Source organism: Emticicia sp. W12TSBA100-4 (assembly GCF_040253585.1).
Classification (GTDB): domain Bacteria; phylum Bacteroidota; class Bacteroidia; order Cytophagales; family Spirosomataceae; genus Emticicia.
The window spans coordinates 112,397-129,617 of record NZ_JBELAU010000013.1 but is presented as its reverse complement, the minus strand read 5'-3'; the positions used below and the strand labels follow the sequence as shown (position 1 = coordinate 129,617).

The window sequence follows — 17,221 nt, the reverse complement described above, 5'->3', positions numbered from 1 at the left end:
TATAGAGGTTGATAGTTTGAGAGTAAGAATAGGCAGTATTATCTAAAAAAAAGCGAGCATACGCTCGCCTTTTATAATCCATCATAGGTTTTCCTTAATCAAAAAATGTAAACTACTTCTTGGTAGTGGTTTACGTAACAAAGTTCTGCGTTTTCGACAAAAAAAAATATAGGTCTATTAATCAACTTTAAAACTGTATTATTATTTTTATGAAAAATTTGATAAAACTAATATTAATAGAGTGAAAACACCCCTCGAACAGATTCAGAATGATGAAGGTAGCTCGTTTAGATTACTCAATCAGAAAGTTTTAGCCCACGATTTTCCGTGGAATTATCATTATCATCCAGAATTTGAGCTGGTGCTGGTTTTTGAAGGTAGGGGTCGCCGACACGTAGGAAATCATCTGAGTTATTATGAAGATGGCGATTTGGTGTTGATAGGCTCAAACTTACCTCATGCAGGTTTTGGCTACGATGCACTGGGCGAACACGAAGAAATCGTGATTCAGTTTAAAGAAGATTTTCTGGGAGATAAGTTTTTTGAAAACCCCGAAATGGAACACATCAAAAAATTATTCGAGCGTTCGCAGCAAGGAATTCAATTTTATGGCGAAACGCACAAGAAAATGGCAAAAGAGTTGAAGAAACTAATTGGGGTGTCGCACTTCGAGCGATTAATTCGATTGTTGAATATTTTTCAAGAATTGGCTTATTCTGCCGAATATAATCTGCTCAATTCGCTCGATACTCGCTATGATTTTAATCAAAAAGACCAGCTTCGCCTCAAACGAGTGTATGAATATGTAGAGAAAACCTATCAAAACCCCTTGAATATCAGAGAAGTAGCCGATATTGCTAACCTAACTGTGCCGTCGTTTTGTAATTATTTCAAAAAAACGGTCAATCAAACTTTTACCGATTTTATGAATGAATACCGCATCAATAAAGCGTGTCAACTCTTAATGACCGAAAGAAGTATTGCTGATGTATGTTTTGAGTGCGGTTTTACGAATAATTCGTATTTCAGTAAGGTTTTTAAAGAAATCAAAGGCAAAAGTCCGCTGGAATTTAAGAAACTGGTTTTGCGGAAATAGCAACTATTCAGCCATAAAAACTTCTTCAAAAGCTAATTCAAAACCATCTAAAAGTTTTGATTTTGCAATGCCTTGCTCTTCAACCGCTGAAAAAATACTGTATTTATTATTTTCTAACGAATAAACAATGATAGTTTCGTTGAGAGGGTCAATCAACCAATATTCTTTTACACCAAAAGTTTCGTAATCATTTTTTTTCTCTACGTAATCTCTTACTACCGAACCTTTTGAAACTACTTCTACTACCAAATCGGGTGAGCCAGAAATGTTTTTTCGACCAACGATTTGCTTATTTTCAGTAGCAACAAAAATTACATCAGGTTCGCACACATTTCCTTTATCGAAAACCACATCCAAAGGCGAAACAAAAACTTCTCCGAGTTGGTTTTGGAAAGCAAATTGAAACAAAAGTCGGTAAATTAAGCCAACAATTTGTTGGTGTTCGATAGTTGGTGCGGGCATATCAATTAAATTAAAATTACGGATTTCATGTCTCGACTCCGAAGGTAATTCTTGCAAAAGTCGTTCGTATGTCCATTTTTCGGTGCTAATTGGCTTTACCATTGGTCATTGATTTTTTGCTAAGTTATAAAAAACTCAAATAATTGCTCGTTGATTTTGTGATTTTTTCTCAAACCGTCGGTTCTTTAATTGCCAATTGTCCGCAAGCGGCATCAATATCTTTTCCACGACTACGACGTACATTTACAACAACACCTTTGTCTTCCAAAAATTTAGCAAATTTGGTTAGTTTATCTTCGGTTGTATTCACGTAATCGGCTTCGGCAATGGGGTTATATTCAATGATATTTACCTTTGCAGGTACTTTTTTGGTAAATTCCCAAAGCTCTTTGGCATCTTGCAGAGAATCGTTGAAATCATTGAATACGATGTATTCAAACGTAATTCTGTTGCCCGTTTTTTTGTAGAAATAATTGAGTGCCGTAGCCAAATTTTGTAACGAATTACTCTCATTAATTGGCATGATTTCGTTGCGTTTAGTATCGTTTGCTGCATGAAGCGAAAGTGCTAAATTGAATTTAACGCCATCATCGCCCAATTTCTGAATCATTTTCGCAATTCCTGCCGTACTTACCGTGATTCGTTTTGGCGACCAGTTTAAGCCTTCGGGCGATGTAATGTAATTTACTGATTCAATCAAACCCGAATAATTGAGCAGCGGTTCGCCCATGCCCATATATACAATATTGGTAAGTGGCTGATTATAATGTTCTTCGGCTTGTTGCTTGATAAGCACCACTTGGTCGTAGATTTCAGCTCCGTCGAGGTTGCGTTTGCGAGCCATGTAGCCCGTTGCACAGAATTTGCACGTAAGCGAGCAACCTACCTGAGATGAAACGCAGGCCGTCATGCGGTCGTCGGCTGGAATCAGTACGCCTTCCACCAAATTTCCATCAAATAATTTAAAGCCCGATTTAATGGTTTTATCATTACTGACTTGTTTTTTATGCACCGAAACGGCTCGAATCTCAAAATTTTCTTTCAATAGCTCACGGGTTTTTAATGATAGGTTGGTCATATCATCAAAATTCCATGCCGACTTCTTCCAAAGCCATTCCGAAATTTGTTTAGCTCTGAAACCTTGTTCGCCGTTGGCTGTGAGCCAAGTTTTTATTTGTTCGGTCGAAAGTTTTCTTATGTCTTGCTTGCTCATACTGACTATTTCGTAGCACCAACGTCGGCAGGGTTCTGAACCCTGCCGACGTTAATTTTCGTAAAAGATTTTTTTTATCTCGCAAAGTTCCGAAATATTCGTTGGTTTTGCCAAGAATAAACGTTTTATCATCTAAAAACCTTACTTTTGCTTTTATAGAGGGTAAACAAAAAAAGAAACAGAATTGTCGAAAAAGATGAAAAGATTTGAAAATAAAGTTGTCTGGATTACAGGAGCATCGTCAGGAATTGGCGAAGCCACGGCGTATGCGTTTGCTAAAGAAGGTGCAAAATTGATACTTTCGGCCCGCCGTGAAGAAGAATTATTGAGAGTAAAAAAGGCGACAGGTTTGCCAGAAAATGATGTTTTTGTTTTACCGATTGATGTTGAGAAAGCAGAAGAAATTGAGCCAAAAGCCCAGCAAGCCATCAATCATTTTGGGCGAATAGATGTACTTTTCAATAATGCAGGTATTTCGCAACGCAGCTCGGTAGAAGAGACAGAAATGGCAGTTTATCAGAAAATCATGAACCTCAATTTTTTTGGAGTTGTAGCTCTGACGAAAGCTGTTTTGCCAACCATGCGAAAACAAAAAAGTGGGCATATTGCCGTAACGAGTAGTTTATCTGGCAAACTCGCTACACCGATGCGTTCGGGCTATTGTGCCTCAAAGCACGCCTTGCATGGTTTTTTTGATGCCCTTCGTGCCGAAGTTTATGATGATAATATCGGCGTGAGTTTGATTTGCCCAGGCTATATCAGAACCAATATCTCGCTCAATGCGGTTTCGGCCGATGGAAGTAAATTCGGAAAAATGGACGATAATCAAGCCAACGGAATGTCGGCGGATGAATGTGCCAGCCGAATTTTGAATGCCATCTACAAAAATAAAGATGAAGTTTATATGGGTGGGAAAGAAGTTTTTGGGGTTTATTTAAAAAGATTCTTCCCGAAATTACTGGCAAGAATTGTGCGTAAACAAAGTCCGAAATAAGTATATTTTTACCTGATTATGAGTATTTTATACTATTTTATGAGCTTTTGTTTGGAGGGCTTTTTCGTTTTTTTTACTAAATTATAGACAATTAGACTTAAGTAATATCGCACAAACTTTGATTTTGGTCATACTTTCATTGCCATTCATCGCATTCCTTTGTATTATATCTAATTTTATCAATACTTTTATTTCAATAGTAATTTACATATAACTTAATTTAAACTAAACAACAAACTGTATGAGGAAACTTCTACTCGCCAGCATAATGCTGGTGTGGGCAAGCATTGCTTTTGCCCAAGAAAAAACAGTTTCAGGGAAGGTAACTTCATCTGAAGACGGCTCTCCACTCCCAGGTGTGAGTATCTTGATTAAAGGTTCTACTAAAGGTGCAACAACTGACGGCAATGGTATCTACAAAATCTCCGCTCCCGCCAACGCAACACTAAGCTTCAGCTTTATTGGTTTTGAAACGCAAACCGAGAACATCGGAAACCGAACAATTATTGATGTGCAATTGAAGTCGGATGTAGCACAGCTCAACGAAGTTGTGCTGTAACTGCACTCGGTATCTCACGTGAGAAAAGGTCTTTGAACTACACCGTACAAGAACTAAAGGCAGATAAACTCACTGTAGCTCGTGATGCCAACGTAGGAAATGCTCTTGCTGGTAAAATTGCTGGGGTGCAAGTGTTAGGGCAATCGGGTGCAAAATTTGGTTCACCTAATATTCGTATTCGTGGAGTAAACTCACTTACAGGTGGTGATCCACTCTATGTTGTTGATGGTACGCCAGTAGCGAGTATCGCTGATGTAAACATGGATGATGTTGAAAACCTAACAGTATTGAAAGGGCCATCGGCTTCTGCACTTTATGGTAATCGTGGTTCGGCGGGTGTAATCGTAATCACAACGAAAAGAGCAAAAGCTGGCGAAACTACATTTAGTGTAAATCATAGCACTACAATGGACAGAGTAGCTTTATTGCCAAAGTATCAGAACGAATACGGTGGTGGTTATTCACAAGAGTGGGATACATTTGCTTACAATCCAGCAATTGACCCAGTTGAGTGGAAAGCATTTGATGGTCAAAAAATCTTAGATTATTCGGCTGACGAAAGCTGGGGGCCAAAATTAGACGGGACATTACACCGTTCGGCGTTTTCGTGGCAGCAAGGCCCTGAATTTGGCCAATTGACTCCGTTCTCACCAAACCCAAATAACGTGAGAGATTTCTTCGAGACTCCAATTAGCAATAACACAAACTTTGCATTCTCGAAAGGTGGCGATAATTACCAATCACGTATTTCTTATACACACATTGATAACAAAGGTATTGTGCCAAATAGTAGTCAGAAAAAAGACTTCGTAAGTGCTAAGAATACGTATAATTTTACAAGCAAATTTTCTGCTACTTTAGATGTAACTTATTCGGCAACTCGTGCAAAAAATGTTCCTGCCGATAACTACGGTTCATCTGGCGGTACGGCTGCAAGTGGTTTTACAGGAGTAAATCCAAATGCTACCGTTTCGGGCTTTAACCAAACGATTGGCTCGTTTAATCAATGGTTTCAACGTCAGTTGAGTATTGATGATTTGAGAAATTATAAAAACCCAGATGGAACTTACAGAAGCTGGAATATCGGTGGCCCACGTGATGCCAAACCAAAGTATTGGGATAGCCCATACACGCAGATGTATGAAAGCACAAACCTTAATAACAATGACCGTATTTATGGTAGCTTAGGTTTATCTTACAAGATTACTGATTATTTATCGGCATCGGTGGCCTCTCGTAGAGATTGGAGAAATTACTATGGAGAAGGTCGTATTGCCTACGGAACATTAAATGCTGGTGGCTTAGGAGCTTACGCCAACTACGGAACAACTGGCTTTGAAAACAACCACGAAGCATTATTGGCTTTCAATAAAAACTTTAGTAAATTTTCGGTAGTGGCTAATGCAGGGGGTAATATTCGTTACTCAAAAACAGGTGTTTATACACAATCAACAGTAGGGGGACTTACAACTCCTGGTTTCTATAATATTGCAGCTTCAAAAGACCGTCCTGCCGTGCAGTCATTAACTTATGAAAGACGTGTAAATAGTATTTTCGGGAACGTAAGTGTTGGTTATAACAACATTGCATTTATCGAAGGAACAATCCGTAATGACTGGTCTTCAACATTACCAAAAGCTAATAACTCATACCTTTATCCATCAATTGGTGGTAGCTTTGTATTGTCAGAGATTTTACCAAAAAATAATATCTTGACGTATGCGAAACTAAGAGGTAGTGTTGCTCAAGTAGGTACAGATGTAGGCCCTTACGCCATTGGTCTTACTTATACAACAGGAAATCCGTTTGGTTCTAATCCAACGCAATATTTACCAACACAGTTGCCGAATCAAGATTTAAAACCAGGTCTTTCGTCGGCTTATGAAGGTGGTATTGATTTAAAGTTCTTCAATAACCGCTTAGGTTTAGAATTTACTGCTTACCGTAATAATAACAAAGACCAAATCATTGGCTTGTCAGTGCCATCAACGAGTGGTTATTCATCAGCTTTGATTAACGCAGGCTTAATTCAAACACAAGGTTTTGAAATTCATATCGGTGCAACTCCAATAAAGTCAGCTAATGGATTTACTTGGGATGTTGATTTGAATTTCGACCGTAATACTTCAAAAGTGGTAGAACTGGCTGATGGATTGAGCAATTATCAATTAGGCGGTCCAACTTGGAGAACTCTTACGGTAAATGCCCGAGTTGGAGAACAATGGGGACTTTTGGTAGGTAGAGGCTACAAAGTAAACGATAAAGGTGAAAAACTAATCGGAACAGATGGTCATTATATTCCACAAGATAATAAAGCGATGGGGTCGGTATTACCTAAGTTTAAAGGCGGTTTAATGAATACACTCATTTACAAAAACTTCTCATTCCGTGCTAATATCGACTTCGTTGTAGGTGGTAAATTCTTCTCAACTACAAAAATGTTTAATGCTTATGCTGGATTAGCCCAAGAAACTGCTGGCTTGAATGAACTCGGAAACCCTAAGCGTGACCCAGTTTCTGAAGGTGGTGGTATCTTATTGCCGGGTGTAACCGAAGATGGCAAGCAAAATACTGTACGCGTAGAAACACAAGAGTACTATGAAGATAAAATGTTTGCCTTCAACGAGAAATGGCTTTATGACCAAACTTATGTAAAATTAAGAGAGGTTGCGTTGGGCTATAACATTCCTAAAACTATCATGGGTGGTAAATTATTCAAATCGGCCAAAGTTGCGTTTATCGTACGTAATCCTGTGTTGATTTATAGTGCCGCTGGTGGTGGAATAGATATTTCAGAAGCAGAAGTTTATTGGACAGAAGGTGGACAATTACCTCCAGTTCGCTCATTTGGTATAAACTTAAATTTAGGATTTTAATTTATCTCACTGCTTTAATTAAACGAATTTTAGTATATGAAAAAAATAGCAATATATAAAACATTAGCACTCGCAGCAGTATTAGGCGTTTCGACTACTGCTTGTGAGCCTGGCGAGTTTGGCGACATGAATGTCAGCCCAAATAGCCCTTCAACCCCAAATACTGCGGGTTTTTTGACTGGAGCGTTGCGTAACGTAGGAGCAATGACGACTGATATCGTACCAGCTCTTTATACCCAACAGTTCGGTGATATCACTTATATCGAAGAATCTCGTTATAAGACAATTAATTTTAGTTATAATGGGTTTTACACTGGTCCATTAGTTGCTTATCAAAATATTATTGACTTAAATACCAATCCAGAAACTAAGACTACGGCTGCGGCAAATGGCTCAAATAATAACCAAATTGCGGTTGCTCGTATTGCTAAGGCATATACTTATCTTTGGATTACTGACCGTTGGGGTGATATTCCATATTCAGAAGCCTTGAAAGGTAAAGCTGATTTTAGCCCTGCATTTGATACTCAACAAGCCGTTTATAATGATTTGTTTAAAGAACTCAAAGAAGCACAAGCTCAGTTTGATGGTGGAAAAGCGGTAGTTGGTGATATTCTATTGAGTGGAAATGCTACTCGTTGGAAGAAATTTGCTAATTCTTTACGTTTAGTAATGGCTCTTCGTTTGTCAAAAGCTGACCCCGCTAAAGGAAAGGCAGAGTTTTTGGCCGCCATGGCTGATGGCCCGCTTACATCAAATGCTGATAACGTAAAATATACTTATTTATCAGAAGCTAATAATGAGCATCCTTTATATAACAATTACATTACAACAAATCGTAAAGATTACGCTGTAAGTGATGTGTTTGTAAATTATTTGCTTAAAACTAAAGACCCTCGTATTTCGGCAATTGCAGAGAGAAACATCAATCTACAATACGCAGGTGTGCCTTATGGTGTTTTCCCAGCGGCATCGAAAGCTCAGGATGTATCATTAGCAGCAAGCTCAATGCGTCAACAAAATTCGGCAGCGAATGTACTTACTTATGCACAAGTATTATTCTCTCAGGCAGAGGCGGCTAAATTAGGTTGGATATCAGGAGATGCAAAAGCACTTTACGAGGCAGCTATTACGGCATCAATGCAACAATGGTTAGGTGCGGCAGCAACTACCACCGCTATTGCAGATTTCTTGAAACAAGATGGTATTGCTTACAAAGAAGCTTCTGCTTTGGAGCAAATTGCCACTCAAAAATGGGTAGCATTGTTTTATCAAGGAAACGAAGCATGGGCAGAATGGCGTCGTACTGGGTATCCTGCGTTAACACCTGCTTCAAAACCATTGAATGCAAGTGGGCAGATTCCTCGCCGTATGGCTTATGTGGCAACTGAAGGGACTTTGAATAAAATCAATTATGATAAAGTTGTTTCGACACAAGGCCCAGATACACAAGATACACGTGTATGGTGGGATAAGAAGTAAATAGCGATTTATAAAGTGTTGGTAAGGGAAGATTCTTTCGAGAATCTTCCCTTATTTTTTTAGTCAGTAGAGTTTCTAATAGACATTTTTAAACAAAATAGGTTAATAATGAGCAGGTTATAAACTGAAAATGGCATAATATAAAATCAAGAAAAAGTTATAAAATATTATGCAAACCAACTATTTGTGTGTTTTTTTCTTGAAAGTATTTTTTTTATTTTTTTTAATATTCCAATAGTCATATGTTGCTTATAATCAATGGTTTAGTATTTGCTGTTTTAATATTCAATTTAACCCTCAAACCCTGACTTTTATCATACTTTAAAAAAACTTCATTGCATTTCTTTGCAAAATATTGTTTTTGTCCATAACTTTATTCTGCAATAGTCAAATATTGCAAAATAATCTAAACTAAAAACTAACAACAAACTGTATGAGGAAACTTCTACTCGCCAGCATTATGCTGGTTTGGGGCAGCATTGCTATTGCCCAAGAAAAAACAGTATCAGGGAAGGTAACTTCTTCTGAAGATGGCTCACCACTTCCAGGCGTGAGTGTATTGATTAAAGGTTCTTCCAAAGGTGTAACAACTGATGGAAACGGAGTTTACAAAATTGCTACTTCTGGCAATGCTTCTCTAACTTTCAGTTTTATTGGTTTTACGACTCAAACGGTTGAGGTTGGTGGACGCTCTATTTTAGATGTACAATTGAAAGCAGATGCGGCGGCATTCAATGAGGTTGTGGTAACTGCTCAAGGTATCCGCAAAAACATCAGAGAGATTGGTTATGCTTACTCGAAAGTGGCAACTGAAGACATCACGGTTGGTCGCTCGCCACAATTAGCACAAGCTCTTTCTGGTAAAGTGACAGGTTTAGCAGTTTATAACGTAAACAATAGCGTTGACCCTTCGGTGAAAGTGGTATTACGTGGTTTCCGTTCATTAACTGGTAACAACGAAGCTTTAGTAGTATTAGATGGTATGCAAACTACTTCTACTGTTTTGGCTTTGATTAACCCTAACGACATCGAAAGTGTTTCGATTTTGAAAGGTGGTCAAGCGGCTACATTGTATGGTTCGGCAGGTATCAACGGTGCTATCGTAATTACTACTAAAAAAGGAGCCCAAGGTAAATTGAAAGTTTCGTACTCAAACAGTACAAACTTCGAACAAATCAGCTTCTTACCAGATTTTCAAGACAAATATGGTTCGGGTTCTCACTACTATCAGTCATTTGGTACTGCTGGATACAGCAATGATTACTTAGTAAGAATGGCAGGAAACTGGAGACCTTATGAAAACCAACAGTATGGCGATGCATTTGATGGCTCTACGAGAATTCAAGGAAGGGTAGCGGAAGATGGCAGTAGCTTAGTTGTGCCTTACGCAGCACTTGATAATATCCGTAGAAAAACTTTTGATACAGGTGTTTCTACCAATAATCAATTCAGTGTACAAGGTGGCGATGAGACAAGTTCATTCTATTTATCAGCAGAAAACCAAAAAATCAAAGGGGTCGTACCTGGCGATAAAAGTGAAAGAACAGGTGTGAGATTATCGGCGACGAAAGATTATCAAAAACTTTCAGCAGGTTTTACAATGAGCTATACACAAGCAGCTTATGATCGTACAGGGGCTGATTTTTATAGTGAAGTTTTAAACCAACCTGCAAACATCCCTTTATATGAGTTGAGAGATTGGAAAACTAATCCGTTGGCGAGTCCGAATGGTTATTATAATGACTACTTAAATAACCCTTATTTTGTAGCAGATAATAACAGATTAAACTATAAAGATGCCAATATCTCAGGTAATTTTAGCTTAACTCACAAGACTACCAATTGGTTACAGTTTACTAATCGTTTGGGTGTAATGAATAACTCACGTACTGGTAAAAATACGGTAGGTAAATTCTTGTATTCTGACTGGGCGAAAAATAAAGCGTATATCCCTGAGCCTTGGACTCACGATGATGACTATGATGGTATCTATCGTGCCATTACTGATATCTTGGGTGGAGTTAATGATTATTCATCTACTGAAAACGTTATTAATAATGAATTCCAAGCTCAGTTGACTAAAGATTTTGGGTCATTCAAGAACAGATTGATTTTAGGAAGTAGTATTTATCAAAGATATACTAAGTCTATTTCGGTTGGTTCGAGTTCAATCGTTGTACCAGAAATCTACAACGTTTCAAACCGTCAAGGTGAGTTAACAGGTGGAGAAGCTAATACAATGGAAAGAAAGCTCGGGTATTATGCTGACTTAACAACTAATTATAAAAACTGGTTGATTTTCAACGGAACATTCCGTTATGACCAAACTTCACGTTTCTACAAGCCAACTCGTGCTAAGAATTTCTATTCTTACCCTTATTATGGTGCTGCGTTATCGTTTATCCCAACAGATGCCTTCCCAGCTTTAAAAGGAAAAGTATTGAACTATGCTAAATTACGTTTGAACTACAATAAAAATGCGAACGATAATATTCCATTATATGGTTTAGATTTAGTATATAATAATGGTGCAAATTTCCCTTATGGAAATACAGTTGGTTTGACAGTAGGAAACGTACTTCCAGATGCGAATTTGAAACCAGAAACTGTTTATTCGGGTGAAATCGGTGGAGAATTCCAATTGTTTAATGACCGTGTAAATTTAGATGTTTCGGCTTATACGCAAACTTCAAAAGGGCAAGTAATTACGGTTAAAGTTCCTAATACAACTGGTTTTAGTAACTTATTGATTAATGTTGGTGAAACTAAAAACTGGGGATACGAAGGTGAATTCAAATATTTAATCTTCAGAGACCAAAAAATCAATTGGGATTTCTCTTTGAGATACTCATTTAATGATAACAAAGTTATTGACCTTTATCCAGGAATCAACGAGTTTCAATATGGTGGATATTCTTACGCAAATACTAACGTAATCAAAGGAGAGCGTTTCCCAATGTTGAAAACGGATGGTTATCAGTATGCACCAGATGGTTCGGGCTATGTTTTGGTTAACCCTACAACAGGTTATCCATTACGTCAGACTACACTATCATCTCGTGGTGGTACATTACCACGCCACATTGCTGGTTTAGGCTCAAGATTTGCCTATGGAAATGTTGCATTTACATTCAATTTCGAGTATCGTGGTGGAAACTACATGTATAGTGATTTAGGTCGCCAAATGACATTTACAGGTGCTGGTGGTTGGACTGAAAACAGGGCTCCACACATTTTCCCTAATTCAGCTATTCTTAATGCTGATGGTAAAACAGTTACACCTAATACAACTGTAAATGTTCGTGAAGCTGAATATGCTCTTTGGGTTGATAATTATCGTTTGATTTCTGAAAACTTCGTAAATAAAGCATGGTTTATAAAATTGAGAGATGTAAACTTGTCATATAGTGTTCCATCAAAAGTTATCTCAAAAACTAAAGTATTCTCAAGTGCAAGTATTGCTCTTTATGGTAGAAACTTGTTGACAATCGTTGATAAAGCTAACTACTACACTGACCCTGAGTATAGTTTTACAACTGGTAATGGTTTGGGTATTAACAATACTTCTCAAACACCTCCAGTGCGTCAGTATGGTGTAAATATCAACCTTGTATTTTAAGTAACCACCAAAATTTGAATTGAAAATGAAAATAAAATTAATATTTCTATCAGCAGTTGTGGCGTTGATGAGTAGTGCTTGTAGCGAGTCTTTCTTAGACATCAATACAAACCCTAATACGCTACCCACGGCATCACCAAACTTCGTATTTACAAATGCTGAAAATACTTCGGCTGCCAATATGGTTTCACCCAACGAAACAGGCTCCTACTGGTCTGGTCAATGGACGCAATCGAATGGTTATATCATCTCAACTACGCTTTTTGCGTATAACTTCACCAACGGTGATTTTAACTACTGGGATGGATACTACGATAATTTGAATGATTATCAGTTTGTGATTGAAAATGCAGATTCTTACAATCAGAAATTCTTGAAAGGCCCTGCAAAAGTAATGAAAGCATTATTAGTGCAACAATTAGTTGATATGTACGGTAATGTGCCTTATTCTGATGCCTTGAAAGGTGTTGGTTCATTAGCTCCAAAGTTTGATGACCAAAAAGCAGTATATGAAGACTTAATTAAATTGTTGGATGATGCCTTAGTTGACATCAAAGCCAATGCTTTTGCAAGTGCATTTACAAGCTCTGATATTATCTTCAAAGGTAATACTACAAAGTGGGCGAGATTTGCTAACTCATTGAAATTGAGAATCTTGATGCGTCAAGCAAGAATTAGCGGTCGTGATTCTTATATCAAAACCGAGATCAACAAAATCGTTTCAGAAGGCTCTGGCTTTATCACTGGCGAAGATGTTGGCGTTGGTGGAACAGGTTTCTTCTTAGCAACTGCTGGAAAATTAAATCCAGTATATGACCGTTGGGGATACGATGCAAATGGTGCTAAAAGAGCATTGAATAACTACCCACGTTTGACTCAATACCTCGTTAATAGTTTGAAAACTTCAAATGATACTTTACGTTTGAAAAGAATTGGCTATGCAACAGGTGGTGAAGGTACTACGGCTGGGGTAAGCTCAAAAGCTGAATTAGCAGTTAATTATGTTGGTGTGCCATTTGGAGCAAGTTCAGGATATTTACCAGCAGGTTCGAGTGCTTTGGGGCCAAGCCTTTTGGTAAAAGGAGCTTATGATAAACCTTATCTTTTATTGACAGCTTCGGAAGTACAATTACACTTAGCAGAAGCAAAGCAAAGATACACTGATGTGACGCTTCCAGGTACAGCAAAAGCTTATTTTGAAGAAGGAATTGCTCAGTCATTCAGAGCTTTGGGTGCTAATGTAGCAAGTGCGGCCGCATTTAAAGGTAGTAAAATTGAGAACTATGATTGGGATGCTTCAACTAATAAATTGAATGCAATTGCTATTCAAAAATGGATTACATTTACCAATTTCAATGGCTTAGAGGCATGGTCTGAATACCGTAAAACAGGCTTACCTGTTACACCTCAAAGTATTCAAGTGCCAGATACAAAACGTCCAGTACGTTTCTTCTATCCTAATACTGAATCAGGTGCAAATCAGGCAAATGTAACTGCTCAAGGTACAATTGATGCTTTTGCAACAAAATTATTTTGGGATGTTGATTAATTTTTAGTGAAAATATTTTTGCTCAAAAAGGTCGCCAATTTGGCGACCTTTTTCGTTTTAAATATACCAAGAATGTTGATTTTAACCCATCAGAGACAGTTTTTTCAATGGCAATACCACCAAGCTGCCAAATAAAATTTGACCTTTTTTCAGAATCAAAAAACAATTCTATTCTTTAGATTGTTTTTAAATTACTTGTATAATTAAATGTTTCGACATTATTTTTGTATTCAATTATTTCAAATGTAACAATTAACAAACTAAACTAACTAATGATGATGAGGAAAAATCTACTTAGCCTCCTTTTTGCAGTTATTATCGGTATGCAAGCTTTTGCACAAGATAAAACTGTATCGGGTAAGGTTACATCTGCAGATGATGGCACTCCACTTCCAGGAGTGAGTGTTTCGGTAAAAGGCACAAGCAGAGGTACAACAACTGACGCTTCTGGTGTTTACAAAATTTCGGTATCAGGCAATGCCACCTTGATTTTCAGTTTTATCGGATTTACTTCTCAACAAGTAGGAGTAAACAATCGCACAATCATCGACCTTCAATTAGCTTCTGATGCTCAAGAACTTTCAGAGGCTGTTGTGGTTGGTTACGGAACGCAGTCTCGCCGAACTTTGACTGGCTCACAAGCATCAGTAAAAGGTTCGGAAATTGCAACGATGCCAACAAACTCATTTGATAAAGCCTTACAAGGACGTGCGGCGGGTGTACAAATCTTAGGTGCAAACGGAACTCCTGGTGGTGCAGCACAAGTGCGTGTGCGTGGGGTAGGAACTATCAAGGGTGGAACGGATCCTCTTTATGTAGTGGATGGTGTACAAATTAACTCTAACAGTGGTTCGGCTGCATTTACAAGTTCAAACCCTTTGAACTATTTGAACCCGAATGATATTGAGTCAATCGAAGTTTTGAAAGATGCTGCTTCGGCTGCTATCTATGGTGCTGCGGCTGCCAATGGTGTAGTTTTGATTACTACTAAAAAAGGTAAGTCGGGTGCAACAAAAGTTAGCTTCGATTATTTTACGGGTATGGTTGAGCCAACACAATATTTAGATGTATTAAATACACAAGAATGGATTGCAGTAAGAAATGAAGCTTTAATTAACCAAAGCCCAACAACTGAGCCAGGTGCAGCTATGCGTACTACGCTCGGAGCGATTCGTCTTGACCCAGCTTTAACTACTGACCAAATCGCCGCCCTTCCAACTTACGATTGGCAAAAAGAATCTTATGTTTCGGGCAGAACTAACAATTATAGCATTAGCTTGAATGGCGGAAGTGAGAAATCAACGTTTTATCTTTCAGGAAGTTATAATGGCACAGATGCGAACGTGCGTAATGTAGATTACAAAGGTGGAAATATCAATGCTAAAATTAGTAATAAAGTAACTTCACGCTTGACGGTTGATAACTCAATTAACTTGAGTTCATTCATCCAACGTGGACAATTTGGTGGTCCTGGTGGCGGTAGTTTCTTAGGTTCACCAACTTTTTCTGCACCGTTGATTTTACCTCATAATCCATTCTACAAAGATGATGGTACATACTACGGAACGCCAGCAGATGGCGGTATTGCTGGTATTTTGAACCAAAATGTTTTGATGGTAAGTGATTTGAACAAGATTGAGTCTCGTGTAAATCAAGCGATTGCTTCAACGGTTCTTACTTATAAAATCATGAAAGGATTATCTTTCCGCCCATCGGCAAGTATTGATTATCGCTTTATCAAAGGCTTCAACTTCCAAGACCCACGTACGGCCGACGCTTTTAACGTAAGAGGTAGAATTCAAAACCAAAATACTGAGAACATCAACTTTATCTTGAATGCCGTTGTAAATTATGACAAACAAATTAGTAGTGTTCATAACATTAGTGCATTGGCAGGGGCAGAGTATAGAAAAGACCAATCAGAAAACGTACAGCAATCAGCCGAAGGTATTCCTACTCCGCAATTTACGGTAGCTGGAGCGGCTGCAAATCCAATTACAACGTTTGCTTCATGGTCGGCTTTCAAAAAAGCAGGTGTATTTGGTAGAGTAAGCTATGACTACGCTGGAAAATATTTATTAGGTTTAACAGCTCGTTATGATGGTTCTTCTCGTTTTGGTGCGAATAATCTTTGGGGATTCTTTCCAGGTATTTCGGCAGGTTGGGACCTTTCTCAAGAAGCATTCTTGAAAAACAACGCTTATGTGAATCAATTGAAGCTTCGTGTAAGTTATGGTTCATTGGGTGCTGACCAAATCGGTAACTTCGATTCAAGAGGTCTTTATGGTGGTGGTTTCAACTATGGTGGTGTGAGTGGTATTGCTCCAACGCAATTGGCTAATCCGAACTTACGTTGGGAACAAAACATAACAACTAACTTCGCTATCGATTACGGTTTATTCAATAACCGTGTACAAGGTTCATTAGAATATTTTATTCGTACGTCAAAAGACCTTATCTTAGACCGTCCAGTAACTTGGTTGAGTGGATATAGCACTATCTCTGAAAACGTTGGTGAATTACAAAACAAAGGTTTAGAGTTTGACATCAAAACTGTAAACATTGACAAATCGGCTAACAACAGAGGTTTCAAATGGACTACTTCATTCAACTTTACGCAAATCGACAATAAAGTAACCAAACTTTATGATACATTGACCACTTTACCTGGTCGTGCGGTTGATGGCTGGATTAAGATTGGATATCCTGTTAACTCAATTTATACGGCTGAATATGCGGGTGTAAACCCTGCAACTGGACGTGCGATGTGGTATGATAATAACGGTAATATTATTTATCGTTTGGCTGGAAACCCAGATTCATATTCAAAAATTATCGGTGGCCAAATTCCGAAATACTACGGCGGTTTGACTAATACATTCTCATTCAAAGGCTTTGATTTAGAAGTATTCTTAAACTACGAATTCGGAAGAACTGTATTTAATAACCAATCAGCATTTATGGCTGAAAATGGTGGACGTTTATTCAATACGCTTCGTTCAATCTACGAAAACCGTTGGACAACTCCAGGACAAATCACAACTGTGCCACGTCCGTTCAATGGTAATGCCGAAACTTTAGGTTCTGGTATCACGGCTGGGTCGAGATTCTACGAAGATGCTTCATTTATTCGTGTGAAGACGCTAACATTTGGATATAATTTCTCACGTGATTTATTGAAAAAAGTAAAAATAGATAGAGCAAGATTGTATGTACAGGGTTATAACCTTTACACATGGAGCAAATGGACTGGTTTCGACTCTGAGTTTATCAACTTAGGTAGTGGAAATAACGGAGCAATTCCTCAGCCACGCACCATTACATTTGGTTTACAACTTGGTTTATAATTTCAATAATATTAAGATATAATT

Annotated in this window: 10 protein-coding genes; 8 read left to right on the top strand and 2 right to left on the bottom strand. The window is 38.1% G+C overall.

Going from position 1 to position 17,221, the window contains the following annotated elements; all coding sequences use genetic code 11:
- Nucleotides 1-241 precede the first annotated feature (241 nt).
- Entirely contained in the window at nucleotides 242-1,096 is an 855-nt protein-coding gene (locus tag ABR854_RS19730; RefSeq protein WP_350267573.1) for an AraC family transcriptional regulator, read from the top strand.
- A gap of 3 nt (nucleotides 1,097-1,099) precedes the next feature.
- Here ABR854_RS19730 and ABR854_RS19725 read toward each other — a convergent pair whose 3' ends face one another.
- Both ABR854_RS19725 and rlmN read right to left on the bottom strand, forming a co-directional pair.
- The gene (locus ABR854_RS19725; RefSeq protein ID WP_350267572.1) at nucleotides 1,100-1,660 is read right to left on the bottom strand and encodes a Uma2 family endonuclease; all 561 of its coding nucleotides are present in this window, start codon (nucleotides 1,658-1,660) and stop codon (nucleotides 1,100-1,102) included.
- Nucleotides 1,661-1,727: 67 nt separating this feature from the next.
- A complete protein-coding gene (gene rlmN / locus ABR854_RS19720; protein WP_350267571.1) occupies nucleotides 1,728-2,771 on the bottom strand; it encodes a dual-specificity RNA methyltransferase RlmN in 1,044 nt (347 codons plus the stop codon).
- 196 nt (nucleotides 2,772-2,967) lie between these two features.
- On the opposite strand from rlmN, the gene ABR854_RS19715 reads away from it, so the two are divergent.
- From ABR854_RS19715 to ABR854_RS19685, 7 genes are all read left to right on the top strand, one after another.
- Nucleotides 2,968-3,765, top strand: a complete 798-nt coding sequence (locus ABR854_RS19715; RefSeq protein ID WP_350267570.1) for an SDR family oxidoreductase — start codon at nucleotides 2,968-2,970, stop codon at nucleotides 3,763-3,765.
- A 241-nt stretch (nucleotides 3,766-4,006) separates the two neighbouring features.
- Entirely contained in the window at nucleotides 4,007-4,324 is a 318-nt protein-coding gene (locus ABR854_RS19710) for a carboxypeptidase-like regulatory domain-containing protein (protein ID WP_350267569.1), read from the top strand.
- 32 nt (nucleotides 4,325-4,356) lie between these two features.
- Nucleotides 4,357-7,200 carry a SusC/RagA family TonB-linked outer membrane protein gene (locus tag ABR854_RS19705; RefSeq protein ID WP_350267568.1) on the top strand — a complete coding sequence of 948 codons (2,844 nt, stop codon included), beginning with the start codon at nucleotides 4,357-4,359 and terminating at the stop codon, nucleotides 7,198-7,200.
- A 36-nt stretch (nucleotides 7,201-7,236) separates the two neighbouring features.
- Nucleotides 7,237-8,682, top strand: a complete 1,446-nt coding sequence (locus tag ABR854_RS19700; RefSeq protein WP_350267567.1) for a SusD/RagB family nutrient-binding outer membrane lipoprotein — start codon at nucleotides 7,237-7,239, stop codon at nucleotides 8,680-8,682.
- Nucleotides 8,683-9,115: 433 nt separating this feature from the next.
- Complete coding sequence (locus ABR854_RS19695; RefSeq protein WP_350267566.1) at nucleotides 9,116-12,301, top strand: SusC/RagA family TonB-linked outer membrane protein; 3,186 nt, start codon at nucleotides 9,116-9,118, stop codon at nucleotides 12,299-12,301.
- Nucleotides 12,302-12,326: 25 nt separating this feature from the next.
- Nucleotides 12,327-13,850 carry a SusD/RagB family nutrient-binding outer membrane lipoprotein gene (locus ABR854_RS19690; RefSeq protein WP_350267565.1) on the top strand — a complete coding sequence of 508 codons (1,524 nt, stop codon included), beginning with the start codon at nucleotides 12,327-12,329 and terminating at the stop codon, nucleotides 13,848-13,850.
- Nucleotides 13,851-14,122: 272 nt separating this feature from the next.
- Nucleotides 14,123-17,197, top strand: a complete 3,075-nt coding sequence (locus ABR854_RS19685) for a SusC/RagA family TonB-linked outer membrane protein (protein WP_350267564.1) — start codon at nucleotides 14,123-14,125, stop codon at nucleotides 17,195-17,197.
- Nucleotides 17,198-17,221 lie beyond the last annotated feature (24 nt).

Coding starts and splice junctions, on each gene's coding strand:
- ABR854_RS19725 (WP_350267572.1), bottom strand. CDS start 1,660: ATGGTAAAGCCAATTAGCACCGAAAAATGGACATACGAACGACTTTTG.
- rlmN (WP_350267571.1), bottom strand. CDS start 2,771: ATGAGCAAGCAAGACATAAGAAAACTTTCGACCGAACAAATAAAAACT.
- ABR854_RS19715 (WP_350267570.1), top strand. CDS start 2,968: ATGAAAAGATTTGAAAATAAAGTTGTCTGGATTACAGGAGCATCGTCA.
- ABR854_RS19710 (WP_350267569.1), top strand. CDS start 4,007: ATGAGGAAACTTCTACTCGCCAGCATAATGCTGGTGTGGGCAAGCATT.
- ABR854_RS19700 (WP_350267567.1), top strand. CDS start 7,237: ATGAAAAAAATAGCAATATATAAAACATTAGCACTCGCAGCAGTATTA.
- ABR854_RS19695 (WP_350267566.1), top strand. CDS start 9,116: ATGAGGAAACTTCTACTCGCCAGCATTATGCTGGTTTGGGGCAGCATT.
- ABR854_RS19690 (WP_350267565.1), top strand. CDS start 12,327: ATGAAAATAAAATTAATATTTCTATCAGCAGTTGTGGCGTTGATGAGT.
- ABR854_RS19685 (WP_350267564.1), top strand. CDS start 14,123: ATGATGATGAGGAAAAATCTACTTAGCCTCCTTTTTGCAGTTATTATC.